General features: G+C 68.2%; 22 protein-coding genes. 13 read left to right on the top strand and 9 right to left on the bottom strand.

Features of this window, described 5'->3' with window-relative positions; translation table 11 throughout:
• Positions 1–82: 82 nt before the first annotated feature.
• The 3 genes from H6717_14535 to purE form a co-directional block, all read right to left on the bottom strand.
• The gene (locus tag H6717_14535) at positions 83–829 is read right to left on the bottom strand and encodes a hypothetical protein (protein ID MCB9578239.1); all 747 of its coding nucleotides are present in this window, start codon (positions 827–829) and stop codon (positions 83–85) included.
• Between the two features lie 116 nt (positions 830–945).
• Positions 946–2,043 (bottom strand): 5-(carboxyamino)imidazole ribonucleotide synthase, encoded by a 1,098-nt coding sequence (locus tag H6717_14530; GenBank protein MCB9578238.1) that lies wholly within the window; start codon positions 2,041–2,043, stop codon positions 946–948.
• Position 2,044: 1 nt separating this feature from the next.
• Positions 2,045–2,518 (bottom strand): 5-(carboxyamino)imidazole ribonucleotide mutase, encoded by a 474-nt coding sequence (gene purE / locus H6717_14525; GenBank protein ID MCB9578237.1) that lies wholly within the window; start codon positions 2,516–2,518, stop codon positions 2,045–2,047.
• 123 nt (positions 2,519–2,641) lie between these two features.
• On the opposite strand from purE, the gene H6717_14520 reads away from it, so the two are divergent.
• From H6717_14520 to H6717_14510, 3 genes are read left to right on the top strand one after another with little or no spacing between them, the layout of a single operon-like run.
• Complete coding sequence (locus H6717_14520) at positions 2,642–3,655, top strand: M20/M25/M40 family metallo-hydrolase (protein MCB9578236.1); 1,014 nt, start codon at positions 2,642–2,644, stop codon at positions 3,653–3,655.
• Positions 3,652–4,143, top strand: coding sequence for a hypothetical protein (locus tag H6717_14515; protein MCB9578235.1), 492 nt, complete (start codon positions 3,652–3,654; stop codon positions 4,141–4,143). Before H6717_14520 ends, H6717_14515 begins: the two co-directional genes overlap by 4 nt.
• On the top strand, positions 4,140–5,690 hold the full coding sequence (locus H6717_14510; protein ID MCB9578234.1) for a GMC family oxidoreductase: 1,551 nt from the start codon (positions 4,140–4,142) through the stop codon (positions 5,688–5,690). The genes H6717_14515 and H6717_14510 overlap by 4 nt, the downstream gene beginning before the upstream one ends.
• Before the next feature lie 7 nt (positions 5,691–5,697).
• Here the strand turns inward: H6717_14510 and H6717_14505 are convergent, their stop codons facing one another.
• From H6717_14505 to H6717_14495, 3 genes are all read right to left on the bottom strand, one after another.
• On the bottom strand, positions 5,698–5,955 hold the full coding sequence (locus tag H6717_14505; GenBank protein MCB9578233.1) for a hypothetical protein: 258 nt from the start codon (positions 5,953–5,955) through the stop codon (positions 5,698–5,700).
• 707 nt (positions 5,956–6,662) lie between these two features.
• Entirely contained in the window at positions 6,663–8,330 is a 1,668-nt protein-coding gene (locus tag H6717_14500; GenBank protein ID MCB9578232.1) for a serine/threonine protein kinase, read from the bottom strand.
• 40 nt (positions 8,331–8,370) lie between these two features.
• Complete coding sequence (locus tag H6717_14495; GenBank protein MCB9578231.1) at positions 8,371–9,351, bottom strand: hypothetical protein; 981 nt, start codon at positions 9,349–9,351, stop codon at positions 8,371–8,373.
• A 48-nt stretch (positions 9,352–9,399) separates the two neighbouring features.
• Here H6717_14495 and H6717_14490 point away from each other — a divergent pair, with 48 nt between their 5' ends.
• The 5 genes from H6717_14490 to H6717_14470 all read left to right on the top strand — a co-directional run bounded on the left by H6717_14490 (position 9,400) and on the right by H6717_14470 (position 12,595).
• Positions 9,400–9,897: a hypothetical protein gene (locus H6717_14490; GenBank protein ID MCB9578230.1), complete on the top strand. Its 498-nt coding sequence runs from the start codon at positions 9,400–9,402 to the stop codon at positions 9,895–9,897.
• A complete protein-coding gene (locus H6717_14485) occupies positions 9,879–10,385 on the top strand; it encodes an FKBP-type peptidyl-prolyl cis-trans isomerase (GenBank protein MCB9578229.1) in 507 nt (168 codons plus the stop codon). The genes H6717_14490 and H6717_14485 overlap by 19 nt, the downstream gene beginning before the upstream one ends.
• A gap of 131 nt (positions 10,386–10,516) precedes the next feature.
• Positions 10,517–11,320, top strand: coding sequence for a methyltransferase (locus H6717_14480; GenBank protein MCB9578228.1), 804 nt, complete (start codon positions 10,517–10,519; stop codon positions 11,318–11,320).
• Between the two features lie 155 nt (positions 11,321–11,475).
• Positions 11,476–12,210 carry an alpha/beta fold hydrolase gene (locus H6717_14475; protein MCB9578227.1) on the top strand — a complete coding sequence of 245 codons (735 nt, stop codon included), beginning with the start codon at positions 11,476–11,478 and terminating at the stop codon, positions 12,208–12,210.
• A gap of 28 nt (positions 12,211–12,238) precedes the next feature.
• Positions 12,239–12,595, top strand: coding sequence for a hypothetical protein (locus tag H6717_14470; GenBank protein MCB9578226.1), 357 nt, complete (start codon positions 12,239–12,241; stop codon positions 12,593–12,595).
• A 78-nt stretch (positions 12,596–12,673) separates the two neighbouring features.
• Here H6717_14470 and hxsB read toward each other — a convergent pair whose 3' ends face one another.
• The gene (gene hxsB / locus H6717_14465) at positions 12,674–14,176 is read right to left on the bottom strand and encodes a His-Xaa-Ser system radical SAM maturase HxsB (protein ID MCB9578225.1); all 1,503 of its coding nucleotides are present in this window, start codon (positions 14,174–14,176) and stop codon (positions 12,674–12,676) included.
• A gap of 267 nt (positions 14,177–14,443) precedes the next feature.
• On the opposite strand from hxsB, the gene H6717_14460 reads away from it, so the two are divergent.
• Positions 14,444–15,151 carry a CDP-alcohol phosphatidyltransferase family protein gene (locus H6717_14460; GenBank protein ID MCB9578224.1) on the top strand — a complete coding sequence of 236 codons (708 nt, stop codon included), beginning with the start codon at positions 14,444–14,446 and terminating at the stop codon, positions 15,149–15,151.
• Here the strand turns inward: H6717_14460 and H6717_14455 are convergent.
• Entirely contained in the window at positions 15,123–15,575 is a 453-nt protein-coding gene (locus H6717_14455; protein MCB9578223.1) for a phosphatidylglycerophosphatase A, read from the bottom strand. The genes H6717_14460 and H6717_14455 overlap by 29 nt on opposite strands.
• A 35-nt stretch (positions 15,576–15,610) precedes the next feature.
• Between H6717_14455 and H6717_14450 the strand changes: the two genes are divergently transcribed.
• From H6717_14450 to H6717_14435, 4 genes are all read left to right on the top strand, one after another.
• On the top strand, positions 15,611–16,573 hold the full coding sequence (locus H6717_14450; protein ID MCB9578222.1) for an inositol phosphorylceramide synthase: 963 nt from the start codon (positions 15,611–15,613) through the stop codon (positions 16,571–16,573).
• Positions 16,574–16,619: 46 nt separating this feature from the next.
• Positions 16,620–19,094, top strand: coding sequence for an MMPL family transporter (locus H6717_14445; GenBank protein MCB9578221.1), 2,475 nt, complete (start codon positions 16,620–16,622; stop codon positions 19,092–19,094).
• Between the two features lie 47 nt (positions 19,095–19,141).
• Positions 19,142–20,653: a hypothetical protein gene (locus H6717_14440; protein ID MCB9578220.1), complete on the top strand. Its 1,512-nt coding sequence runs from the start codon at positions 19,142–19,144 to the stop codon at positions 20,651–20,653.
• A gap of 97 nt (positions 20,654–20,750) precedes the next feature.
• A complete protein-coding gene (locus tag H6717_14435; protein MCB9578219.1) occupies positions 20,751–22,724 on the top strand; it encodes a DUF4157 domain-containing protein in 1,974 nt (657 codons plus the stop codon).
• Here H6717_14435 and H6717_14430 read toward each other — a convergent pair.
• On the bottom strand, positions 22,687–23,541 hold the full coding sequence (locus H6717_14430; protein MCB9578218.1) for an SUMF1/EgtB/PvdO family nonheme iron enzyme: 855 nt from the start codon (positions 23,539–23,541) through the stop codon (positions 22,687–22,689). The genes H6717_14435 and H6717_14430 overlap by 38 nt on opposite strands.
• Positions 23,542–23,678 lie beyond the last annotated feature (137 nt).

Here is a 23,678-nt window from a genome sequence, read left to right as displayed (position 1 = left end):
CATTTCTGTAACCCTTGGGCACAAACGCAACGCGGCCGGCAGCGCCCAGGGGGACGCGCCGGCCGCAACGGAGCGGAAGCGCTCAGTAATATCCGACGATGCTGCTGGTGAGGCCGAAACCGGTGAGCTTGGCGTCGGTGTCGGTGCTCGGGCCGCCCTGTGGTTCGGAGGTCGCCGTCCCGCTGAGGCCGAGATCCAAGTACGGCCCGACCAAGATCGCGAAGTGGGAGAAGGGCGAGATGCCGAACATGCCTTCTACGGTCAGATCGAGTCCATGCCAGCTTTCTGTGTCGGCATCGCTGTCCGCTTTGGTGCTGATGTAGGTGATGCCCGCTCGCGGCCAGAAAGAGAACGTCTCGTCGAACTGCATGGCGTAGCCAACGCGCGGGCTGATGAGAAAATTGGTGACCGTCGGAAGGTCTGCAGATTGGCTCCCGGTTTCTTGAGTACCGCTGCTGCTGATGAACACCAGTGAGCCACCCACGCTGATGCCTTCGGCAACGAAGTAGTCGAGCGCCAAGCGGGGGACCGTTGTGGAAGGAGTGCCGCCCTGCAGGCTCTGGTTGTTGATGCCGAACAAGGAAATCGTGGTCGTCTTGACGGTGGTGTCGTCACCTTGGTCCGGCGAGAAAGTGAGTCGATCGAAGGACAGAGCCGTCACCCGGTCCACGCCGAAGACGAACTGCATCTCCTCGCCGATGTTGTCGAGGCCGCTGGAGCGCGACGGCATGGACGGCGAGTAGCTGCCGGACCACTGCTGCTGCGCGAAGGCCGCACCCGTAATCGCGAACAGTGCCGTACCCACCAGAGCCGATAGTGCTTTTTTCATGACTTCCTCCGAGAAAAAGCTCGTGCCGCCGCGCGGCGCGGGCAGCATATCCGCGGCCCTCGGCGCTTGTCGCGGGAATTTTCCGCGCCCGTGGCGGCGGTAGAAGTGTGCGGCTTTCAGCCGGTTTTGTCGGTGAGCAGCGCGTTCACCTGGGCAACGCGCCGCTCGAGCTCGGCGAAATCCGGCGCCCGGACGGTGACGTGCCCCACCTTGCGATCCGGCCGCGGCGCCTTGCGGTAGTCGTGCAGGTGCAGATCTTCCACGGCCAAGAGCGCCGCCGGCTCGGGGATCCGCCCGAGCAGGTTGACCATGGCGGCTGGGCCCAGGGCGCCGGGATCACCGAGGGGCAGGCCCACGACGGCGCGCAGGTGATTCTCGAACTGGCTGGTGCGAGCCCCTTCGATGGTCCAGTGCCCGGAGTTGTGGACGCGCGGCGCTATCTCGTTGGCGAACAGACGTCCCCCGACGTCGAACAGCTCGAGCGCGAGCACCCCGACGTAGCCCAGGTGCTCGAGCAACCTGCCGCTGATCGCTTCCGCCCGCTGCTGGAGCTCCACGGGCACGTTTGGGGCGGGCGCGCGGGAAGTGCGCAGGATGCCGCGCTCGTGCTCGTTCTCCACCAGTGGATAGAACGCGGTCTCTCCGCGCTGACCCCGCACACCGAGAATGCTGAGCTCCCGGCTGAACTCGACGAAGCCCTCGAGCAGCAGCGGAACGCCGCCGATGGCCGACCAGGCCTTGGGCACGTCCTCCGTGCTGCGCAGCACGAACTGCCCCTTGCCGTCGTAGCCGAAGCGACGGGTTTTCAGCACCGCGGGCACCCCGATGCCCTTGATCGCTTGGCGCAGCTCCGCCTCGCTCTCCACGGCGGCGAAGGGCGCGGTGTCGATGCCGAGCTCTCGGAACGTCTCTTTCTCGCGCAGGCGATCTTGAGCCACGTACAACGCCGCCGGAGGCGGCCACACGGGCACGTGCTCCGCCAGCGTCCGCGCCGCCACGTCGGGCACGCTCTCGAACTCGTAGCTCACCACGTCCACGTGGGCCATCGCGTCGAGAGCCTCGGGATCGTCCCAGGGCGCCACGATCTGCTTGGCGATCAGCCCCGCCGGGGCGCCCGCCTTGGGATCCAAGAACACGAAGTCGAGCCCCAGCGGGTAGCCCGCGAGAGCGAGCATGCGTCCGAGCTGACCCGCGCCGAGGATTCCGAGCTTCATGCTACTTCTGAGGCACTCGCGGATCGGAATCGGCCAACACGCGATCGGTCTGTTGCGCGCGGAAGGTGCGTAGCGCCTCGCGGACCTCGAGGTGACGTTGCCCCACGATGGCGGCGGCCAAGAGCGCGGCGTTGGTAGCGCCGGCGCGCCCAATCGCCAACGTGCCGACGGGGATGCCGGCGGGCATCTGTACGATGGAGAGCAGCGAGTCCATTCCGGACAGCGCCTTGCTCTGCACCGGGACGCCCAACACCGGGAGCACGGTCTTGGAGGCGACCATGCCGGGCAAGTGGGCGGCGCCGCCGGCTCCCGCGATGATGACCTCCAGCCCGCGCGCCTCGGCACCCGCCGCGTACTCGAACAGTAAGTCCGGGGTGCGGTGCGCGCTCACGACCCGCACCTCGTGCGCAACTCCGAGCTCCGTCAGCGCGTCCGCCGCGTGGCGCAAGGTTTCCCAGTCGCTCCGGGATCCCATGATCACGCCGACCAGGGGGGATTTGGGCGCCGTCTCCGCCAAAGGAAGGGCACGTTATCGGACGGCGCCGAACGGCTCAAGCCCGCACTTGCCCGCCGGCCGAGCCCTGACCATAAGGGCAGCATGCGCGCGTTCGCCGTGGGCCTTTCGCTGACCCTCGTTTCTTGCGGGACTCCGCCGCCGCCGCGCGCCACCCCGCCCGAGCCCCCCGTCGAGGCGCCCCCCGAGGTCGAGCCCGCGGCTCCCGCGCCGCTGACCGCCGAGGAGCAGGCGCTGCGGACGGAGCTCGACAAAGACGTGCACGCCCTGGCGAAGATCGGCGAGCGCAACGTGGACAAGAAGTGGGAGCTCGCCTCCGCCGCGGATTGGATCGCCGACGAGCTGGACGCAGCGGGACTCGGGGTTCACCGCGAAGGTTACGAGGTCGGCGAGGTCGCCGCGCAGAATCTCGCTACCGAGGTCCGCGGCGGCGCCCGGGGTTCGGAGTTGGTGATTGTGGGTGCGCACTACGACAGCGCCTCCGGCAGCCCCGGAGCCGACGACAACGCCAGCGGCGTTGCCGCCGTCCTGGCCCTCGCGCGGCGCTTCGCCAAGACGCAGCCGAAGCGCACCCTGCGCTTCGTGTGGTTCGTGAACGAAGAGCCGCCCTTCTTCCAGACGCCCCAGATGGGCAGCCTGGTGTACGCCAAGGCGCTGGCCGCGCGCGGAGAGACGGCGGTCGCGATGGTCAGTGTGGAGAGCATCGGAGTCTTTTCCGACGCTCCCGGCAGCCAGCGCTACCCCGCTCCGCTGGCGAAGAAGCACCCCGACGTGGGCAATTTCGTCGCCGTGGTGGGCGACGAGCGCTCCGCTCCGCTGGTGGATCGCTTCAGCGCTGCGCTGTCCAAGGGTGCCTCCCTCCCGGTGGAGTCGGACAGCTTGCCCGCGGAGCTACCTGGAGTGGGCTGGTCGGATCACTGGTCGTTCTGGCAGATCGGCGTGCCGGCCATCATGGTCACGGACACCGCACCGTTTCGCTACCCGCACTACCACAAGCCTACCGACACTCCGGACCGCCTCGACTTCGATCGCATGGCGCGAGTGACTCAGGGGCTCTTCGTCGCCCTCTCCCAGCTGGCCAACGGGGAGCAGGGATGAAGCGCCGGCGCTTCATTGCGCTGGTGGGCGCCGGCGCGGTCGTCGGAGGGACCGGCATCGCGCTGGTGCGTGCCGGCGGCTATTCCGTGCCGGACCACGTGAAGCTCCAGGTCCTCGCGCCCTGGCAGTACGTGGTGCTGTCCGCGTTCGGGGCGCGGGTCCTGGCGCCGGAGGGCGCGCCCGTCGCCGAATGGGCGGACGAGTACTTGGTGGACATGGCCGATGCGGATCGCACGGACTTGCTCCGGCTCTTGGGAGTGGTGGAGCACGTGATGCCGCTGGTCAAGGGCTATTTCCGGCGTTTCAGCGCACTCTCGTCCCGAGAGCAGGACGACGTGCTCGCCGCCCTGGAGCAGAGCCCCGTGGGGCTGCTCCGCGGAGGCTTTCAGGCGCTCAAGGCGCTGAGCATGATGGCCTTGTATCGCCGCCCGGAGAGCTGGGCGGCCATCGGCTACGACGGCCCCGTCGTGAAGTGGGACAAGTCGTGAGCCTCCGCGCGCGAGACATCGATGGGGACCTCTCCCTCGAAGCCGACGTGGTGATCGTGGGCAGTGGTGCCGGCGGTGGCATGGCGGCGCGGGAGCTCGCCGTGCGCGGTGCCAAAGTCGTGCTCCTGGAAGAAGGGCCCGAGCTCGCGCTTCCGGAGATGACCCAGCGCGAAGAAGAGATGATGCCGAAGCTGTTCCAGGAACGTGGCGGCCGTTCCACCACGGATCTCGCGATTCGCGTGCTGGGCGGACGCAGCCTGGGCGGCTCCACCGTGCACAACATCAACCTGTGCAAGCGCTTGCCCAAGGAGATCCTGGAGCATTGGGCTCGGGACTTTGCCGTGAGTGGCGCGAGTGAGGCGGAGCTGGCTCCGGTGTTCGAGAGCGTCGAGAATGACCTCAGCGTTTCTCTCGTGGAGGCGGACCGCAGAAACGAGAACAACCGCATCCTCGAGCGCGGCGTGCGCGCCCTCGGCTGGCGCGGGGGGCCCCTCCGTCACAACCGCGTGGGCTGCCAGGGCACCGGGTTCTGCGAGCTCGGTTGCCCCTACGGCGCCAAGCAGAACGCCGCCAAGATCCTGATTCCGGACGCCAAGAGCCACGGCGCCAACGTGGTCACGGACGTGCGCATCGAGCGCGTGATCCACGACGGCCACGAGGCGACGGGCGTGGCGGGCCATGCCCTCGACTCCCGCGGTCGCCCTCACGCCAACGTGAGCGTGAAGGCGCGCGTGGTGGTGCTCTCGGGCAGCGCCGTCGGCAGCGCCGTGATCGGCGTGAAGAGCGACCTGCCGGATCCGCACGCGCGCCTCGGGCGCGGGCTCCGCATGCATCCCGGGGTGGCCGTGGCAGGGCTGTTCGACGAAGAGGTCGTCGGCTGGAAAGGGATCCCCCAGAGCTTCGAGTGCACCGAGCTCTTGGATTACGCGCCGGGCAGCGACAAGCGCGTGTGGATCACGACGGTGTTCGCGCATCCCATAGGGGCCGCCATCATGCTGCCCGGTTTCGGGCAGAAGCACCGCGAGTGGATGCTGCGCTATCGAAACATCGCCGTGTTGACGGCCATGCTCCACGACGAGAGCAGCGGGCGCGTCAGCGCCAAGCGCGATGGCCGCGCCAAGATCGAATACACGCTCAGCGACGCCGACGTGGTGCAGCTGGCCCGCGGCATCCGCGCCTGCGCCAAGCTGCTCTTCGCAGGCGGCGCCAAGCGCGTATTGGTGCCCAGCGTGCCCCCAGTGGAGCTGTCTCGCCCCGACCAGGTGGAGAGCGTGCCGGACTCCGTGGCGCGCCCCCACAACATCGCCATGGCCGCGGTTCATCCCATGGGCACCCTGAGCCTCGGCGACGACCCACGACGCGCCGTCGTCAAGAGCACCGGCGAGCATCATCAGATCAACGGGCTCTTCGTGCTGGACGGCTCGCTGTTCCCGACCAGCATCGGCGGACCGCCGCAGATACCGATCTACGCGCTGGCGCGACACCTTTCGCGGTTCGTGGCCGAGCGGGCTGGGGCGCGAGGTTCCGCGGCGCACCAACAAAAGTAGGCTCTCCTCACACATCCGTGGGTGCCTGAATGCGATGAGGAGGGCTCAGAGGGACGTGCCATTCACCCGGGTCATGGTTTTCTGGTCCGGCGCGGTCGCGTTCGTAGACTTCACGCTTGTCCGCACGGCTCGGCCTTCGGTCCTTGCGACCCCCGGAGCGTCGCGGCCGCTCGGTCTTGCCCCACTGCTTGTTCTCGAGCTCGCGAATCAGCGCGTCGAGGGCACGTTCGAAGACGACCTCGAGCTTCCGGTTCACGTGGCTCATCAGGTTCTGGGCGTGCTCGAGCTTGGGGCCCGTCCGAGAATAGCAGCGTAGCGAGACCGCCGAGACCGAAGCGAGGCGGGCGCCCGAGGAGCGAGCACCGGAGGGCTACTGAAGTAGCTCGAGGAGCGCAGCAACGAGGCCGCACGCCCGCAGCGAGAGGATCGGCGGTCGTAGCAGCTGCGATTCTCGGACGGGCCCCCTAGCCTTCAGCTCCGCGCTGCCGCTGAAATGCACGAGGAAGCGCCGCTCCGACAGCGGCTCCACGCGCGAACGTTGCGCGAGGGGATAGCTCTTCGTCGCGTGCGCGCCGGAGACGCTGCGATGCGCCTGGCCCTCGCAACCGCGCGGCGACGAGCAGCGTTCGGTGTGCCCAGGATCCTGTCCACTGAATTCGACATCGCTTCGCGACTTTCTTCGAGGAGCTCGCGCCACGCGCTGCGCGCGTTCCATTCGCTGGCGAAGGGCACGCATCTGAACGGCGACACCTTTCCTGAACCCTTTCCGCGTTGTGCGTCAAAGAAGCACCGGGCTCGATTGCGGAGCTCGACAGCGCCTCCCTTCGCCTCATTCCCGATGGCCGAAACGTGGCGACAGGCGCACAAAGCCAACGATTCCTCACCCCACGAAGATGTCAGGAGAGCCAAAAGTAGACGCTTGGTCTTGTCGAGGCGGCGCGGAAAAGGCCCTGGCGGACGCCGGGGTGGGCGTCAGCAATCGTCGGGGACGCTGCCGTCCCAGTCGGCGTTCTTGATGCGCCAGCTGCCGCTGCCGTCGAGGCTGGCGGCGAAGGTGAGGGTGGCGCGGCCGTAGCCGGAAGGTCCGCCGGTCTTTTCGGCCTTGTCGAAGACCACGTCCGTGGAGCACCGCGGTGGGCTCACGGTGCGTTCCGGGCAGCTCTGGGCCTTCTGCGTGGTGAGCCCGGTGGGACCGACGTCCACGTTCACGCAGCCGGAGCTGGTGCGGAACGCGTACACCACTCGGTCCCCGGCTTCGTCGGCGAGGTTCACGGTCTTGTTCGACCAGCTTCCTTTGGCGTCGATGCTCACGAGCTTGGCGGATTCGTCGCGGTGGCTGGCGATGCTCATGGCGCGGGCCGTGAACCCCGTCACGTCGAAGGCCTTGGGCTTGAACACGGCGACCTCGCCGTTGCCCACCGGGACGCTGATGGCGTCGCCGTCGGCGTTGGCGCCGATGAACACGCAGGTGACGCAGGAGCCGAGGGTGGCGAGGGTGATGACGCCGCAGGTTCCCACCACGAAGTAGCCGAAGCGGCCGCCCCTCTTCTTCTCGACCACGGGGGGAGGCGTGAGCGGCGGCGAGAGCTCCGGCGATGGTCCCCGCGCCAGCGTCGCGGGAGTCACCGCGATGGGCGTGGGGACGCGGGCAGCGCGAGGGTTGGAACCGGCGGGCAAGGTGGCCAGCGTGCTCACCGGCACGAAGGCATCCGCGGGCAAGATCTGGCGCACTTGCGAGAGCGCTTGCGCGAGCTCGCGGGCGGACTGGAAGCGATAGGCCGGGTCCTTCTGCAGCGCGCGCAGCAACACCTGCTCGAATACCGGCGGGATCTCCGGCCGCAGCAGCCGCGGCGCGGTGGGCATGAGCTCGACGTGGGCCTTGAGCAGCTCGTACAGCGAATCCACGGAGAACGGCCGCTGGCCGGTGGCCGCCTCGAACAGGATCACCCCGGCGGAGTAGAGGTCGGAGCGGATGTCCACCGGACGACCCGCCGCTTGCTCCGGCGACATGTAGTGCGGCGTGCCGAGCAGCGAGCCGGTGCGGGTCGCGTCGCTGATGCCACCGAGCTCCGGGCGCAGCTTGGCGATGCCGAAGTCGAGCACCTTCACCCGTCCGCTGCCCGTGATGAAGACGTTGTCCGGCTTCAGATCCCGGTGGATGACGCCCTTGTCGTGGGCGGCACCCAGGGCGTCGAGCAACTCCGTCGCCAGGTCCACGAGGGTGCCCAACGGCAGCGCGCCCACGCGCTTCAGGATGCCGGACAGCGGCGCGCCGTCCAGGTACTCCATCACGATGTAGGGACGGCCGTCGGGCAGCGAGGCCAGATCCGAGACGCTCACGATGTTGTCGTGGCGGATCACGTTGACGGCGCGAGCTTCGGCGAAGAAGCGCTCCACCAGCGCGGGGCTCTTGGCGCACTCCGGCGAAAGCAGCTTGATAGCGACGCGACTGCCGATGTTCGGGTGGACGCCCTTGTACACCACGCCCATGCCACCCTCGCCGAGCTTGGCGGCGATGCGATAGCTACCGACGATGGTGCCGAGCAGCTCGTCGCCTGCGGTGGCCTGCAGGCCGCCGCCGTCCTCCGTGCAGAACCCGGGGGCCGGGTAGCTTCTTCCGCACTCGGAGCACACGAACATGGGCGGTCGGGAGAATTGCAGAGGGTCTTTCGGCCGTCCACTACCGGCGACGCCCAGCGCCTGCGACGCGGCGGAGGATCATCGGTTCGGTCGCCGTGGAGCGGAGCACCAGCCCTGCGTGGCCCTGGGGCGCCGCGCGATACGCGCCCGGAACCGACCGCGGGCCGGAAGCGGAAATCAGGTCGCTGGCGTCCTCCAAGACGGAGTCCACCCAGCCTTCCACCTCGATCTCGTCGCCGTCGCGCAGCATCACGGTGGAGGCGTCCAGGTGCTCGCGAAGCCAAGCGTCCTTGCCGCGCGGAGCCAAGAGCTCCTGCGCGCGCTCGGGCAGGGCGCGAAAACGCGCGTGCGCTTCGTCGTCCATCGCCTCGGCGACCACCAGCGGCGGAACCGAGAGATCCAGGCGCACCGGCACCATGGCCGTTTCGACGGCGGCGTCTCGGGTCAGGAGCATCCGGGAGTAGCCCTCGCCGTCTTCCGCCCAGCTGTCACGCAGCACCTCGCCGGCGCTCTGCTCGAGCGCCGTGAGCACGCCGCGCACCCGGATCCTCTTGCCCACGAGCGGTCGCAGCGAATCCGCGCGCACGTGGCCACTGACTTGTTGGCGCGGGATGCGCGCCGCGCGGGGCCTGGTCTTGGGCTCGGTGAACGGGACGAGCACGACGTGCTCTTGTTCCTCGACGCTGCCGGTGACCAGGCGAAAGACGATGAACGAGATCAGAATCGAGAAGAAGCCGAGGACCAGCGCCACGAACAGCAGCGTGACGGCGTCGCTCAGCCGCGGGTCGACCACGTTGAACATCGCCTTGGGGACGAGCAGCAGCGGAGAGAGCCACAGGGCGACGCTCACCCAGCGCAGGCTGCGTTCGAACAGCCGCGCCAGCTTCGCTGCGAGCGGGCTCGCCAGCTCCAGGTAGGCGGGGGGCGTGGCACGCTCCTCGGCGGCGGGGGCAAAGCCCTCGGCGACCGAGACTTGCTCGCAGCGCTTCGGGGTCAACCGCTGAACGATGACGACGGCCACTCCGCGCGAGGATAGCGAAACGCCGCGGGGACCGGTATCGTGTCCATCGTGAAACGTTTCGTGGGTCTGTTGGTCGTGATCGTGGTGACCACCCTTGGGATGGCCTTGTTCACCTCCACGGTGGAAGATGCCCACGGCAACAAGGTGTCCACCACGCAGGTGATGGGGGTTCCGGTGTTGCGCATCAACGCCAGCACGGACGACGTGGAGTCCCCGGCCATCGTGTCGGTTGGTGGGCCTGGCGTGGGAGTGCTCTACGTGGGCGTTGCCGGTGCCGGCGTGGTGGCGATGGGCGCCGGGGGCGCCGGCGTGCTCTTTGGTTTGGGTCAGCTCGCCACTGGTCTGCTCTCCATTGGGCAGATCAGCATTGGCTTGGTGTTCGCGCTGGGGCAGTTGGCGATCGGGAGCGCCTCGCTGGGGCAGCTGGCGGTGGGCTGGCGTACCCGGGGGCAGGGAAGCGAGAGTCGTGACGGCTGGCGTTTCATCAAGTCGCTCAACGCCGAGCTGGAAGAGGCCCTGAAGTTCGACTGGCGCGGCCGGAAGTGAAGCGGGCGCTCGTCCTCGTTCTGTTGGCAGGTTGCGCCGCCCGGACGCCGGCACCGCCGCCGGAATCGGCACCCGCTCGCGTTCAGGTGCCCGAGCCCGAGCCCGAAACCGAAGACAGCGAGCCGCCCGTACGTGAGGTCAGCGCACCGCCCTCTCGGGTGGACGAAGACGGGCTCGTGATCGAGACGCTCGCTTCCGGCAGCGGCGCGCGCGCGGTGCCCGGGACGCGCGTGGCGGTGCACTACGTCGGGACGTTGGAGGACGGCACCGTGTTCGACTCCAGCCGCGAGCGCGGTACGCCCTTCGAATTCGAGCTCGGAAGGCAGCACGCGATCGAGGGCTTCGAGCGCTGTGTGGATGGAATGCAGGTGGGCGAGGTACGCCGCGTGACGATTCCGCCGGAGCTCGGTTACAAGGACCGAGCTCGGGGGAAGATCCCCGCGAACGCGACGCTGATCTTCGAGATCGAGCTATTGGGCGTGAAATAGCGCCTGGTTTGATAATTGCGCTGAAACCTGCGTAAGCTGCGGTTCGCTCGGTGCGCGTCCTCTTCGTCGCCGAGTGAACTTAGACCGCGCGCTGCTGGAAAGCGGCGCGTTTCCACCCCTCCGGAGGTGCGATGAACGACGTTTCGCGTCGACGTGTAGATTTTTCCATGGCCGAGTGGAAGGGCAAGGTGCGCCTGCCGCCCTTGACCGAAACCATTCCCCAGCACGAGGAATGGTGTGAAGTGCTCGAAGGCGGCGAATGGAAGCGCATTCGCTTTCACGATTACGACCGCATCTACGAGCGCCCAGGCCTTTACGAGCACCTGTTCTACGGACTGCTCAAGTGCAACTCGCCACGGCGCGTGGTGCGTTTGCTTTCCGAGGTGATGGCGGAGCCCGGCGCTCTCGAAGAGCCGCTTCGCGCCTTGGACCTGGGCGCGGGTAACGGCATCGTGGGCGACGAGCTGCGCGCCGTGGGCGCCACGGAGCTCGTCGGCATCGACATCATTCCCGAGGCGAAGATGGCGGCCGAACGCGATCGCCCCGACCTGTACACGGACTACGTGGTGGCCGACCTGTGTCGCCCCACGGACGAGGTGAAGGCGACCTTGGCGGAGATCCGCCCCAACGCCCTCGTGTGCGTGGCCGCCCTCGGCTTCGGCGACATTCCGCCCCTCGCGTACTACCACTCCGCGAGCTTCGTGCCGAAGGGTGGGCTCTTGGCGTTCAACATCAAGGAAGAGTTCCTCGACGAGCGTTTCACGCATGGTTTTTCGGAGCTCATTCGCCGAATGGTTCGCGACAAGATCGTTCGCATCGAGGCGACCCGCCGCTACTGTCATCGCCTGAGCGCGGCGGGCGAGCCGATCTTCTACACCGCGATGGTGGCGACCAAGCTCGAGGACATCCCCCGGGCCATGGTCGTGGACCCGTAAATCGCGAAGAAGCCGCGACGCTCGAGCCAGGCCGTCGGCGCCCGGCTCGAGCGTTGTCGTCCAACTCGCGCGGAGTGGCTACAATCGCCGGCGTGATCCACGTCAACGGGACGAGCCTCTTCGTCGAGGACAGCGGTGGCGGGGGGCCGCCGGTGATGTTCAGCCACGGGCTCTTGTGGAGCGGTGAAATGTTTCGCGCGCAGGTCGACGCCCTCGCCGGTAGCTTCCGGACAGTGACCTACGACCATCGCGGACAAGGTCGCAGCGCCGAGTCGAGCCTGGCGAGCATCGACATGGACACGCTCACGCGGGACGCCGTCGCGCTGATCGCGCGGCTGGCGCTCGCCCCCGTGCACTTCGTCGGGCTGAGCATGGGCGGCTTCGTGGGGCTGCGGCTGGCGGCGCGCTATCCGAAGCTCGTCCGCTCCCTGACGCTGATGGAGACCAGCGCACTGCCGGAGCCCGAGGAGAATCGACTCAAGTATCGCGCCATGGCCTGGGCCTCCCGCATGGTCGGCGTCGCGCCGCTCGCGGATCGCGTCATGCCCATCATGTTCGGCAAGACGTTCTTGGAGGATCCGGCACGGGCGCAGGAGCGCAAGCTCTGGCGAGAGCGTTTGCTCCAAAATCGCCGTAGCGTGTGGCGCGCCGTCAATGGCGTCATCGATCGACCTTCGGTGGAGGCCGAGCTCGCGCGCATCGCCGTCCCCACCTTGGTGCTGGTCGGTGACGAAGACGTCGCCACGCCGAGGGACAAGGCGGAGCGCATCGTCAATGGCATTGCCGGAGCCCAGCTGACGGAGATCCCCGCCGCCGGGCACAGCTCGACGGTGGAGAACCCGGAGGCCGTCAACCGCGCCCTCACCGGCTTTTTGGCCTCTCTGAGCTGAATCACCGTGGCGGGGGTATGATCCCCTCATGAGGTGGGTCGTGGTGCTGGTCGCCCTCGCGCTGGTGGGGTCTTCATGTTCGTCCGCGGAGTCCACGCCGGACAACGACGCCGGCAGCGCGGACGCCGGCGACTGCGGCGGGCAGCTCTGCAGCGCCGGCCACTACTGCGTGCGGCCGTGCTGCGGGGGCGCGCCGCCGCTGTGCGATCCGCTGCCCGACGGCGGCAGCTGCCCGGCGGGCACCACGCCGGGGACCTGCGACATCGGCGGGCTCCCCGGCTGCCAGCACGGACCGTGCACCCCTCCGCCGCCGTACTGCTCGGCGACGATCCCGACGGGGTGCTCGCTCTCGGGAGACGGACAGGTCGTGTGTGTTTGTGCCTGATGATGTCGGTACGGCGCGAGGCCCGTCGCGCCGCGCCGGCACTCCGCGCCGGGGCTCGCGCCGTACCGACATTCAGCGTCAGGAGGCGGTAGCGGCCGTCTGCAGGAAGTGAGAGCGCTCCCGCATCGTGGTCCAGCGCCGGAAGGTGTCCATCGTGACTTCGTCTTGGTCGCGGAGCTTCTCGAACAAGTAGTCTTGGATGCCCTTGTGCACGGCGCAGATGTCGCTCTCGCGGGTGCGGCCGAAGATGGAACCCTGGGTGCGGTAGGCGTGCTCCGGCTTGTTGCCGCAGTACGGGTTGTAGGTGCAGGTCACGCAGTCGGGCTGGGCGTCCAGGTTGGAGGCGACGATCAGCGAGCGCACGGTGTCGTGCATCACCAGCTCGCGGTAGCGCGCGCTGTCCACGTGGCCGATGCGAAAGGTCTCGTCCCCGGTTTCCGAGAGCATGCGGCCCTCGTCGCTGGTGTAGATGCCGCCGTCGTAGTTGAAGGTGAGCTGGCCGATGCCGGCGCCGCCCGGGCTGCGTAGGTCCAGGAAGTTCGGATCTTCCCCGGTGAGGATCTTGGTCAGGAAGATGGCGGCGTAGCGCTCCTGGACGCGGGTTCCGTCGCGGTTCTTCGCGAGCATGTAGTCGACCGCGGTGCGATAGAAGTCGAGGTAGCGCTTGCGGTCGTACTCGATCTTGTCGCGCGTCTTCTCCGCGAAGCCGAAGGGATCCACCGGGCGCAGGAAGATGGAGTGACAGCCGAGGGAGACGTAGGTGTCGACGATCTCCTTGGGCATGTCGAGGGCAGGGCGCGTGATCGTGAGCAGCGCCTCTACGTGGTAGAGCACCGGGTCGAGCCCGAGATCCACGTAGCGCTGGTTGATGCGCTCGATGGCGCGAGCACTGGCCTGATACGCGTTGCCGGACGGCAATACTCGTTGCTTGTTGTGGAGCTGCTCGGGGCCGTCGACGCTGGTGCAGATCTGGACGCGGTTTTCCACCAGGTAGTCGAGCTTGTCGTCGGTGAGCAGGCTGAGGTTGCTCACCATGGTGAACTCGAGCTCCTTGCCATACGCCTTGTTGCGCTCCTTGGCGTACTCGATGGCGTGCTTGACGACGTCGAAGGCGACCAGGGGCTCGCCGCCCTGGAACTCGATGGTGAGGCGCGGCGCGGTGCTCTGGAACACGAGGTCGATGGCGCGCTCCGCCGTTTGCGGGCTCATGTCGGTGTCCACGCGATCCATGTCCGCCCGGCTCGCGTGGCAGTAGACGCAGGTCTCGTTGCAGCGGAGCGTGACCACCAAGATGTGCAGGTTCGGCCCGTAGCGCAAAAATCGCCGGCGCGCGGCGAGGCGGGCGGAGAGCCGTGTCGGGTCGGCACCGTCGCGAAGCAGGTTCGCTTTGTCGAGCTTGGCGCGCAGCTCTTCCGGGAGCTCTCGCCCCTGGTACAGGACCGCCAGCTCATCGTCCGTCACGAACACCCAATCACCGAAGTGACTGGTGAGCAGGACTCGATCGCCCAGGCGCCGGAAGCGAAAGGGCAAGAGGGGGCTCGCGGCGGAGGCCGGGCGGGGGAGGGTGCGAAGCTCGAGCATGCGTGAGCAATGATGACAGAGGCTCCGGGGGACTGGCTACCCGGCCTATTCCGCTGCGGCCGTAACGGGAGTCCGTTGCTGGCGGGGAGGCCCATTGCAGAGCAGAGGACGATCGAGCAGGCGAGGTGGATCAGCGAACAAAACGGAGCCGGTCCGAGCGCGGGCGAGCTTGGATTCGAGAGCATCGGCGGGCTTGTATTCGAAGCGTTGGTGACTAGGTTACGCCGTGGATCGGCGGCGCAGGGCGCGCCCCGGGAACGGTCCAAGATGCTCGCGCGTACCCTGGTAGAAGTCGACACGACCGTTGAGAGCGCTCGCGTAGCCGAAGCGCGTTTGCACGGGACCGTGTGGCAGAGCGTTGCCTCGGCCCACGTGCTGTACGGCGCCTGTGTTGGCCTCGGGCAGCGCGCCGCGCGGATTGGCGTCTCCGCCAACGCTCTCACGTACACGTCGCTGGTGTTGTCCATCGCGGCGGGCGTGGTGGCGGCCGGTGGGCACTTCGTCACCGCGGCGGTGCTCATGCTCGTGGGTGGCGCGTTCGACGCGTTGGACGGCGTCGTGGCTCGAGCCACCGGCACCGTGAGTCGTTGGGGCGCGCTTCTCGACTCCACCGTCGATCGACTGGCGGACGCTTCGCCTCTCTTGGGCGTCGCGCTGTTCTATTCGGATCATCGGCTGCTGGCGTTGATTCCGGTGCTCGCCATGGTGGGTGGCTTCACCGTCAGCTACGTGCGTGCTCGGGCGGAGGCGCTCGGCACGGTGCTGCCGCCGCTGTTCATGCGTCGGGCGGAGCGCGTGGTGTTGACCGCGTTCAGCTTGTTCGCCGGCGCCGTGGTGCTCTCCGTTCCGATTCAGGCCCCGCTGCTCTTGGGCGGCGTCACCGTGCTCGCCGTTCTCAACGCGATTGGTGCAGTGGCGGTGCTCGTCACCGCGCGGCGCGCGCTGCTCAACGACGAACGAGCCAACGCGCGGTGAGGCCGGCCATGACGCCGGCCAGCAAGTCGTCCGCCATGATGCCGAGCCCTTCCGGTTGGGCGTGTTGCACGCTGTCGATGGGCCCGGGCTTCAGGATGTCGTACGCACGGAACAGCGCGAGGGCGAGGAGCTGCGCGGGGATGCCCAGGCGCCGCGTCATGCCCATGGCGATGAGGGTGCCGGCCACTTCGTCGATCACGACGCTCTGCGGATCCTCCACGCCCAGGCGGTCCGCCTCTTTTTGGCTCGCCCACACGCCCACCGCCGTGATGGCCACGATGGCGGCAGCGTGGGGTAGCGGTGGCAGCAGCTTGAGGGCGAAGTGAAGCGGAACCGCGCCCAGCGACCCCACGGTGCCCGGAGCAACCGGGGAGCTGCCGCAGCCGAACCACGTTGCCAAGCGCTCCGCCAACCGGTCGTCCATTGCCGCGGGACCCTAGCACGACGCTGGAGGGCCGCGTGAGCCGCGTGCTCGCTCACCTGCGGGGCTTGTGGGGCCGGTGGTGGATCCTGCCCGGCGGCATCCCCGTGGCCTACGCCGTGGTCATGTGGGCGATCGGAGATCTGCGGCCGGAGCACGTGATCATTCCGGCCATCGCCTGCGTCCTTGCTTACACCGGCCCACGAACGAAGCGCTTCTTCGTGGATGCGAGCCCGTACTTGGCGGTGGCCTTTGGCTACGACAGCGTGCGCTATGCCCGCGAGGCGTTCGTCAGCGCGGATCGAGTCGTCGGTTGTGGGCTCAGGAACGCGGAGCTCAGTCTGTTTTCCGTGTCACCGGGCGTGACGGTCCAGGACTACTTCGCGCTGCATCACAACATCGTGGCGGATCTGATTTGCAGCATTCCCTACGCCATCTTCGCTTACGTCGCGATCCTCTACGCCGCCTACTTGTTCTTCGTGGATCGTCGGCGCATGCGCCACTACCTGTGGGCGTTCGCCATCGCCAATTTCATCTCCTTCACGATGTGGCTCATCGTTCCGGCGGCGCCGCCCTGGTACATCCGGCAATACGGCTGCGCCATCGACATGAACGCCCTGCCCAGCGCCGCTGGGCTCAACCGGGTGGATGCGTACCTGGGCATTCACTACTTCCACACCTTCTACTCTCGCGCCGCGTCGGTGTACGGCGCCATGCCGTCCATGCACTGCGCCTATCCCGTGCTGGGCCTGCTCACGGCGTGGAAGGCGGCGGGTTGGAAGACCCGGCCGATTCACATCGGCTACGCCATCTTGATGTTCTCCGCCGCCGTGTACCTGGACCACCACTGGATCCTCGACGGCCTGGCCGGTTGGGCCGTGGCGGTGGTCGCGGTGGTGGTGGCCAAGCGCCTGCTGATCCGCTTCGGGCTGTGGCACGAGGTCGACGCCGCCGAGGCCGAGGTGCCGGCTCCCCAGCCCGCTTCTGCGGCTGCGGAGTGAGATCCCCCGGTGACGTGACGTCGAATCCGGGCTAAGGCGGCCGCGAGTGAGCGACTCGGAACGACCCAGCGAACGCCTCGCGCGGTGGCTCCTTCGCCGCGCCAAGATGGTGCTCTTCATCGCGGCAGCGCTCGCGGTCGTGGCCGGCTACCGCACGGTGCGCACCTACATGGATCTGCGCAGCGATCTGGAAGAGCTGTTGCCCACCAGCGCGCCGAGTGTTCGAGCCCTCACCACGCTTCGCAGCCGCATGCCGGGCCTGCGGCATCTGGGCATCGTGATCGACACCGGCGGTCCCCAGAACGTGCCTGCGGCCAATCGCCTGGTAGACGACCTCGCGAAACGCATACGCGGCTATCCCGAGGAGCTGGTGGGCGCGGTGCGCGGGGACGTGAAGGCGGAGCGGCGCTTCGCCGAGACCTACGTGCTGCAGCTCATGGACCCGAGCGACGTGAAGAAGCTCCGGGAAGCCGTGGAGAAGCGGCGCGACTGGGAAGTGACTCGGTCCATGGACATGGACCTGTTGGACGACGACGAGAACCCTCCGCCCAAGGTTCCCATTGCCGAGCTGCGCGACAAGTACCAAGCGCGGCATGGCAAGCCGCACTCCTTTCCGGACGACCGCTTCGTCTCCGACGACGGAAAGACGGTGGTGCTGTTGGTCCAGGCGAGCTCCACGGCCACCGGCTATCCGAGTGACAAGGCCCTGCTCGAACGGGTGAAGGCGGATCTGGCGGACCTCGGCTTTCCGAGCTCCTATGCTCCGGCGATGCGCGTGGGCTTCGCCGGGGACGTGGCGACGCGAGTAGAGGAAATGGAGGGGCTGGCGGCGGACCTGGGGCTCTCCGGCGTGCTCGTGCTGGCGCTGGTGATCGCCGTGATCGTGTGGTTCTTCCGTTCCTCCCGCGCGCTTCCGATCCTGGGCGTGCCGCTCTTGTTCGGGACCGTCTACGCCTTCGGTCTCGCGGCGCTGCCGCCACTGTCGATCCGCCACCTGAACTCCAACACCGCGTTCTTGGGGTCCATCGTGGTGGGCAATGGCATCAACAGCGGGATCATCCTGCTCAGCCGCTACACCGAGGAGCGCCGTCGTGGTTTGGGTCTGGAGGACGCCATTGCCACGGCCCTCGCCGGGAGCTGGCGTCCGACTCTGGCCGCGGCGCTGGCGGCGGCGGCCGCCTATGGCTCCCTGGTCTTCACGGACTTCCGTGGCTTCAACCAGTTCGGTTGGATCGGAGGCCTCGGCATGGTGGTGTGTTGGTTCGCCAACATGCTGTTGATTCCCCCGCTCGTGCTGTTGGTGGGGAAGAAAATGGTCCCCGCGAAGCAGCGCTCGGGTGCGAGCCTCGGACAGCGGCTGACCCGCTGGCTGCTCCGCCGACCGCGGGCGGTGTTGGCGGTGACCGGGATCCTCTCGGTGCTGGCGGGGACGGGCATCTTTCAGCGCCACTCGGACTGGATCGAGTACGACTTCTCTCGCTTGCGGCGTCGCGACTCGTGGAACGACGGCGAACGGTATTGGGGGCCCCGCATGGACGCCACCCTGCGCCGCTACCTGACGCCCACCGTGGTGATGGCGGCCGACGCCAACCAAGCAAAGACCATCGAGGCGCGGATTCGCGCCCTTGCGAAGGCCGGCGGTGCCGGCGGCCTCATTGGCTCGGTGCGAAGTGGCAGCGAGATCCTGCCGCCCCATCGCGACCAGGCAGTGGTCGAGGCGAAGAAGCTCCGCAAGGTGCTGACGCCCAAGTTGAAGTCCGAGCTCGAGCCCAAGGACCGGGAGCTGGTGGAACGAGCGCTGACGGACGAGGCCCTGGTGCCCCTGACGTCGAGCCAAGTGCCGGGCGTATTGGTGGCCGGGCTTCGCGAGCGCGACGGCCGCATGGATCGCAACGTGCTGGTGTTCCCCAAGACCGGTGCGGGCACCTGGGACGCCAAGCGCATGAAGCAGTTCACCGACGACCTCCGGGAGGCCGCGCGAGTGGACGGGCGGCAGGTGGACGTGGCCGGATCGCTGCTGCTCTCCAGCGACATCGCCAGCGCCATGAGGGGGGACGGCCCGCGCGCCACGGTGCTTTCCCTGGCCGCCGTGCTCGGCATTTGCATCTTCGCGTTCCGGTCTGTGGGCCTGTCTTTGGCGGCGGTGGCGTCGCTGTTCGTCGGCGTGCTGCTGATGTTGGGCGGGCTGTCGTGGACCGGTGCCAAGCTGAACTTCTCGAACTTCGTGGCACTGCCCATCACCTTCGGCATCGCGGCGGACTACTCGATCAACATGTTGAAGCGCTTCCAGGCAGATGGACGCTTCGATCTGGAAAGCGCCCTTTCCGCCACGGGGGGCGCAGTGGCGCTGTGCTCCGCGACCACCATCATCGGTTTCGGTTCGCTGCTCGTGGCCCAGAATCAGGCGCTGTTTTCCTTCGGCGTGTTTGCCGTGGCCGGAGAGCTCGCCTGTTTGGGGACGGCGATCATCGCCCTGCCCGCGGCGTTGTCCTTGAAGAAACCCCGCTCGAAAGCCACCTGACGCCGGCGTGTTCCATCCCGTTTGAAGACGCTCTAACGTCGCGGCCCATGCGGACGAATCGAGTCACTGCCGTGGGTCTTGGTCTGTGCATCGTCGCGTTGTTCGGTTGCGGCAAGCTGAAGGGCCTCACCGGCGGCGGCGGAGCGGTAGAAGCGGGCGCGACCGCCGTAGCCTCGGGCTCGGCGGCGCCGGCGGCCGAGGAAGCTCGCATTCCCGAAGGCGCCGTCTGCGCCGTCGCGGAGGAGAAGGTGTGGGGCAAGTGGGCCAACCGCCGCACGGGGCTCACGCCCACGAAGTCCGGCGGCAAGCTGCTCCTCGGTGTCGCGCTCGGCAATCGGCCCTACGTCCTGTCTTTCGATGCCGGGGGGCACGGCAACCTGACCAAGGTCGCGTTGCACTCGGGCTCGAGCCTCGCCAACGAGATCCCGGCGAAGAAGGGTCAGCGCGATCTGCAGCGCGTGACTCCCTCGCTCTCCAACGGCAAGCTGGCGGTGTACGCGGACTACCGCGACAAGTACGCGGACAATCAGCGGCGGCGCATCGCCTGTGAGCAGGTGACGGAGCGCCAGGCGCTGTTGGTGTTCGACGGCAAACCGCTCCTCGAACGCGAGAAGGAAAAGGAGAAGGAGAAGCCCGCGGCGGATACGGCCAAGCCAGCGACACCCTCGGTGGTCGGACGGCTCAAGCTGCCGACTCGGGGCATCCAGAATGCGCCCAGCGCCGCGCCACCGGCGAGCTCCGCTCCCGCCGCGGAGGCGCCGCCGGAACGCGCGCAGCGGCCCATCCGTGAAGTGCGCGATTGCCGCACCTTCGTCGACTCGGACGGTGCGGTGTGGGCCGTGGGCAGCGAGCTGGTGGGCTCCCCTCAGCCGGACGGCTCGCACAAGTGGAGCATGCGCTTCTTCGCCGCGCCGGATGCCGGACGCGGCTTCGTCACGTTGATGAGCGTGCCACTGCCGAAGTCGCCGCGAGACCCGAAGGACCTCTACACGCTGGAGGCCCCCGTGGCCCACGAGCTGTCGGACCACTCGCACGTGCTCTCGGCGCGCTATCGCGGCAGCCTCCTGGCATGGTCGCTTTCCAGCGCCTTCAAGCCTCGGGGATCCATGCGCACCTATCGTGGCGGCTACCCGAGCCTGCCGCGCTTCTTCGACGACGGTTCGCCGCATCTGTTGGTGAGCCAGAAGGTCGCGGACGACCGCTGGGAGCTCCGTACCGCTCTCTTGAGCGCCACGCTGCCCCGCACGTTGGACAAGATCACCCTGGAGGGCACGGACGCGTCGCTGGCGGAGCCGTCCCTTGCGCGGGCGGGCGGCGAACGCTGGCTTGGCTTCCATGCCGGAACCCGCCGCGGCGGCCAGCTCACGATCGTGCCCGTGGACGACAAGCTGAACCGCGCCGGAAGAAGCTACGAAGTCAGTGGTGCCAACGACGAGATCTACGAGTCCCTCGTGTTCGGGCTGTCGGAAGGCAGGCTCCTTGCCGTCATGCTGCGCAGTACCAAGGACTCCGGGGCCGAGCTCGTGAGCCAAGTGCTGAGCTGCTCCGTCCGTACCTGACGGGCTCGCGGCGGACCGACGAGATCGCTGATCTGCGGGGCTTCGCCAGGGGGCGCGTCGTGAGATAGAGTCGTCCCATGAGTGGGGACGTGGGCTGATGTTGGCCCAGGCAAGACGGCCGAGGGAGGTGTCGCGCCCGACGGCGCCGGTTGCCGGAGCGCCGAAGCTCTCTCCGGCGCTCAGCGCGCCGCTTCCGGATCCGTTCGGGAGTCGGCGGGAGTGTGGCGCTTGCGGCGGAACCTGCCCGAAGTGTCGCGCTCCGGTGGATCCCGCGGAGCGGCAGGCGGACGAGATCGGTCGGCGTATCGCAGAGGATCTCGCCGCCGCGGTGCCGGTCGGGCACGGCACCTTGCCGGAGTCGGTGCAGCGCGTCGCGGAGCACCATCTCGGCGTCCCGCTCGAGGGCGTCCGCCTCGAAGCCGAAGCCGCAGGCCACGAGAAGGCGAAGAGCGAGGCTGCACTGGCGGTGACGGAAGGGCGGGAGATTGCCTTCGGTCCGAGCCAGCTTTCCACGTCGACCCGGGCGGGCCGCCAGCTGCTCGGGCACGAGCTGGTGCACGTGGCACAGCAGGCCAGCGCGCGCAGCGTGCGTCAGCGTCAACCCGATCCCAAGGCACCGCAGGCGGAGAGGCCCGAAGGGCTGCCGGCGAATCCCAAGGACGTGACGCTCGAGTACGTTCGGAGCCTGGTGACGAAGGGAGATCTCGGCGGAGCCCTGTACGTGATCCGAGGCCGGAGCATGGCGCAGATGTTGGGGTGGCTCGAGGGGATTGCCGGGGCTCTGGGACCGGCCGGGCAGGCGACGTTCAAGAGCGCTGCGGCCGGAGCCGGTGGGCCACGCCTACGCCTCGCGGTGCTCCTGAGCTACGCGCCCACGGAGATCGCCGAGAGCGACTGGCTGGACTTCGCGCGGCTGGGAGCCGCGACGAGAGCGGTCATCCTGCGCTATGCGAACGCCAAGGGCGCCGCGCTACCGATCAATCGGGTCGCCCTCGAGTGGGCGGTCGCCAAGGGTGCGCTTCGCGACATGATGGGGAGGCCCCCCGCGGGGCTGGACCCCGCGGACGTGACGCTGGCGGATGCGAAGGCCGATCTGAGCGCGGCGCTGGCCATCCCGGTGGAGGTCGGTACGGATCGAGCCGCGCTCATCGAAGCCTGCGCCGCCACCGTTCGCCGTGCGACCGTTTACTCGACCGCCGTCGACGCGATGGTGGATTGGGCAAAGGTCCACCGTGTGACCGACGCCAGCGGGCGCATCAAGCGTTGCGTGGTTCCGATGCGACGGGGCGCCGATGTCCGAGAGTTGGATTTGTCCGCTCCGGCGCGTCACACGTTCACCGGAGAGGTGGCGCCGCGCATCGAGGTGCTCAAGCGTCAGGAGTGCTGCGCCGCCGAGCCCTATGTCGCGGCCGAAGGCGCCTGCACGATCGGGTACGGCCACGTGGTCAAGAATGCGTGCAAGCCGACGGCGAAGAAGGGCGTGCCCGCACTGTGCCCGGGCGCCAGTGGCAGCAATCGATGCGCCGGCACGAAGACGCTCTGCGAGTGCTCCCCGCCCATGGGCTTCGACGAGGCCACGGCCGAAAGGACGTTGCGCGCGGACTTCCAGAACGCGGTGAAGACCCTGCAGAAGAGCGTTCCCCTCGACTTGAACGACGAGCAGATGTTCGCGTTCGCGGATCTGATGGTCCACGGGATCCCGTTGAGCAACCCGGTCGGAAGGGGGGGAGGGCGGAGTGCGCGCGACTTCCTGGACGTCGCGTACCAGGACCTCTGTGAAGACGACGACGCGGCGCGCTCTGCCTACCAGACCACCGGAACCGGGACGACGGGTGCGCCCGAGGTTTCTCATCGCGCGAGGCGCGAGGCGCGGGTGTGGAGCCCGACGGCGCCGAAGGGAGCTCCGAAGACGTCCCCGAGGCTTGCCGACGTGGTCCCCGAAGAGCTTTCGAAAGCGGCGGACGACGCCATGAGCAAGCTCGATGCGACGAGCCCTGCCAAGGAAGCCGCCGCCCGCACGGTCGACGAAAAGGTCAGCGAGGAGCTTTCGGACGCGGTTCGTTCGCCTTGAGGGCGCAGCGGATCCCATTTCCCGCTTGGGACGCCTTCGGCGGGAGCCAGCGACGGATGTGCGCGGGAAGGAACTTCTCGCCGGAGCCCCAAGCTGCCCCGCGGATCGTCCGGAAGCGCCCCGTCTCCGGGCCCCGGTAGCGGACGCTCTCTCGTGGATAGGGCGCCATCCAGTCGAACACCCACTCCCCGACGTTCCCACCCATGTCGCGAAGGCCAAAAGCCTCCGGAGGATGGCTGCCGGCGACGCAGGTCCCGTCGTACCGCCCGTAGCAGGCGCGCGTCGCGTCCGGTGCGTCGTCGCCCCAGGGGTAGATCCGATACTCCGTGCCACCGCGGGCCGCGATCTCCCACTCCGCGTTGGTCGGCAAGCGCTTGCCAGCCCAGGCGCAGTAGGCCTGCGCTTGAAACCAATCCACGCAGTTTATCGGGTGGTTTCGGCGCGCGTCGTCGCCGAAGTTGCAGAAGCGCGTGCGGTCGTCCGGTTTGGTGCAGGCGCCGGCCTTCACGCAGCTGTCGTAGGCGGACACCGTGACCTCGGTGACGTCGAGGCAGAACGGGTCGACGGTGGTCCGGTAGCGCAGCAAGCGAGCGCCCGCTTCGTCCTCCTCCGAGAGCTCGAAGGTGCCGCCCGGGATGCTGGACATGGCAGCAGGACAGACCGCCGGCGGCGCGGACGGTGGCTTCGCCGAAACCGTGGGCACGGGTGGCGGCGCAGGCGTGCTGCTCGCCGCAGGGACGCTCGGCGACGGGGGACTCGGGTGGCAGGCGCCGAGGGCGGCGAGCACCGTGCAAGCGATGGCCCTCCGGGGGAGCATGCGACTGACCCAAGCACGACTGGCCGTGTCGGTCTCATGCTTTCGATGGTGGGCGCGCCGGGGCTCGCGCCGGACCGACAAAATCAAGAAAACGGAAGCAGTTCCGTGGTATTGGCGCCTCAGAGCTTGCACCCTGC

The organism is Polyangiaceae bacterium, assembly GCA_020633235.1.
In the GTDB taxonomy this organism is placed as follows: Bacteria; Myxococcota_A; Polyangia; order Polyangiales; family Polyangiaceae; genus JACKEA01.
Note: the sequence above shows the minus strand (reverse complement) of the source record. Positions and strands in the feature narration are given on the sequence as shown.

Coding starts and splice junctions, on each gene's coding strand:
- H6717_14460 (MCB9578224.1), top strand. CDS start 14,444: ATGCTCGCGCGTACCCTGGTAGAAGTCGACACGACCGTTGAGAGCGCT.
- H6717_14530 (MCB9578238.1), bottom strand. CDS start 2,043: ATGAAGCTCGGAATCCTCGGCGCGGGTCAGCTCGGACGCATGCTCGCT.
- H6717_14535 (MCB9578239.1), bottom strand. CDS start 829: ATGAAAAAAGCACTATCGGCTCTGGTGGGTACGGCACTGTTCGCGATT.
- purE (MCB9578237.1), bottom strand. CDS start 2,518: ATGGGATCCCGGAGCGACTGGGAAACCTTGCGCCACGCGGCGGACGCG.
- H6717_14515 (MCB9578235.1), top strand. CDS start 3,652: ATGAAGCGCCGGCGCTTCATTGCGCTGGTGGGCGCCGGCGCGGTCGTC.
- H6717_14520 (MCB9578236.1), top strand. CDS start 2,642: ATGCGCGCGTTCGCCGTGGGCCTTTCGCTGACCCTCGTTTCTTGCGGG.
- H6717_14470 (MCB9578226.1), top strand. CDS start 12,239: ATGAGGTGGGTCGTGGTGCTGGTCGCCCTCGCGCTGGTGGGGTCTTCA.
- H6717_14505 (MCB9578233.1), bottom strand. CDS start 5,955: ATGAGCCACGTGAACCGGAAGCTCGAGGTCGTCTTCGAACGTGCCCTC.
- H6717_14430 (MCB9578218.1), bottom strand. CDS start 23,541: ATGCTCCCCCGGAGGGCCATCGCTTGCACGGTGCTCGCCGCCCTCGGC.
- H6717_14455 (MCB9578223.1), bottom strand. CDS start 15,575: ATGGACGACCGGTTGGCGGAGCGCTTGGCAACGTGGTTCGGCTGCGGC.
- H6717_14440 (MCB9578220.1), top strand. CDS start 19,142: ATGCGGACGAATCGAGTCACTGCCGTGGGTCTTGGTCTGTGCATCGTC.
- H6717_14500 (MCB9578232.1), bottom strand. CDS start 8,330: ATGTTCGTGTGCTCCGAGTGCGGAAGAAGCTACCCGGCCCCCGGGTTC.
- H6717_14475 (MCB9578227.1), top strand. CDS start 11,476: ATGTTCAGCCACGGGCTCTTGTGGAGCGGTGAAATGTTTCGCGCGCAG.
- H6717_14435 (MCB9578219.1), top strand. CDS start 20,751: ATGTTGGCCCAGGCAAGACGGCCGAGGGAGGTGTCGCGCCCGACGGCG.
- hxsB (MCB9578225.1), bottom strand. CDS start 14,176: ATGCTCGAGCTTCGCACCCTCCCCCGCCCGGCCTCCGCCGCGAGCCCC.
- H6717_14480 (MCB9578228.1), top strand. CDS start 10,517: ATGAACGACGTTTCGCGTCGACGTGTAGATTTTTCCATGGCCGAGTGG.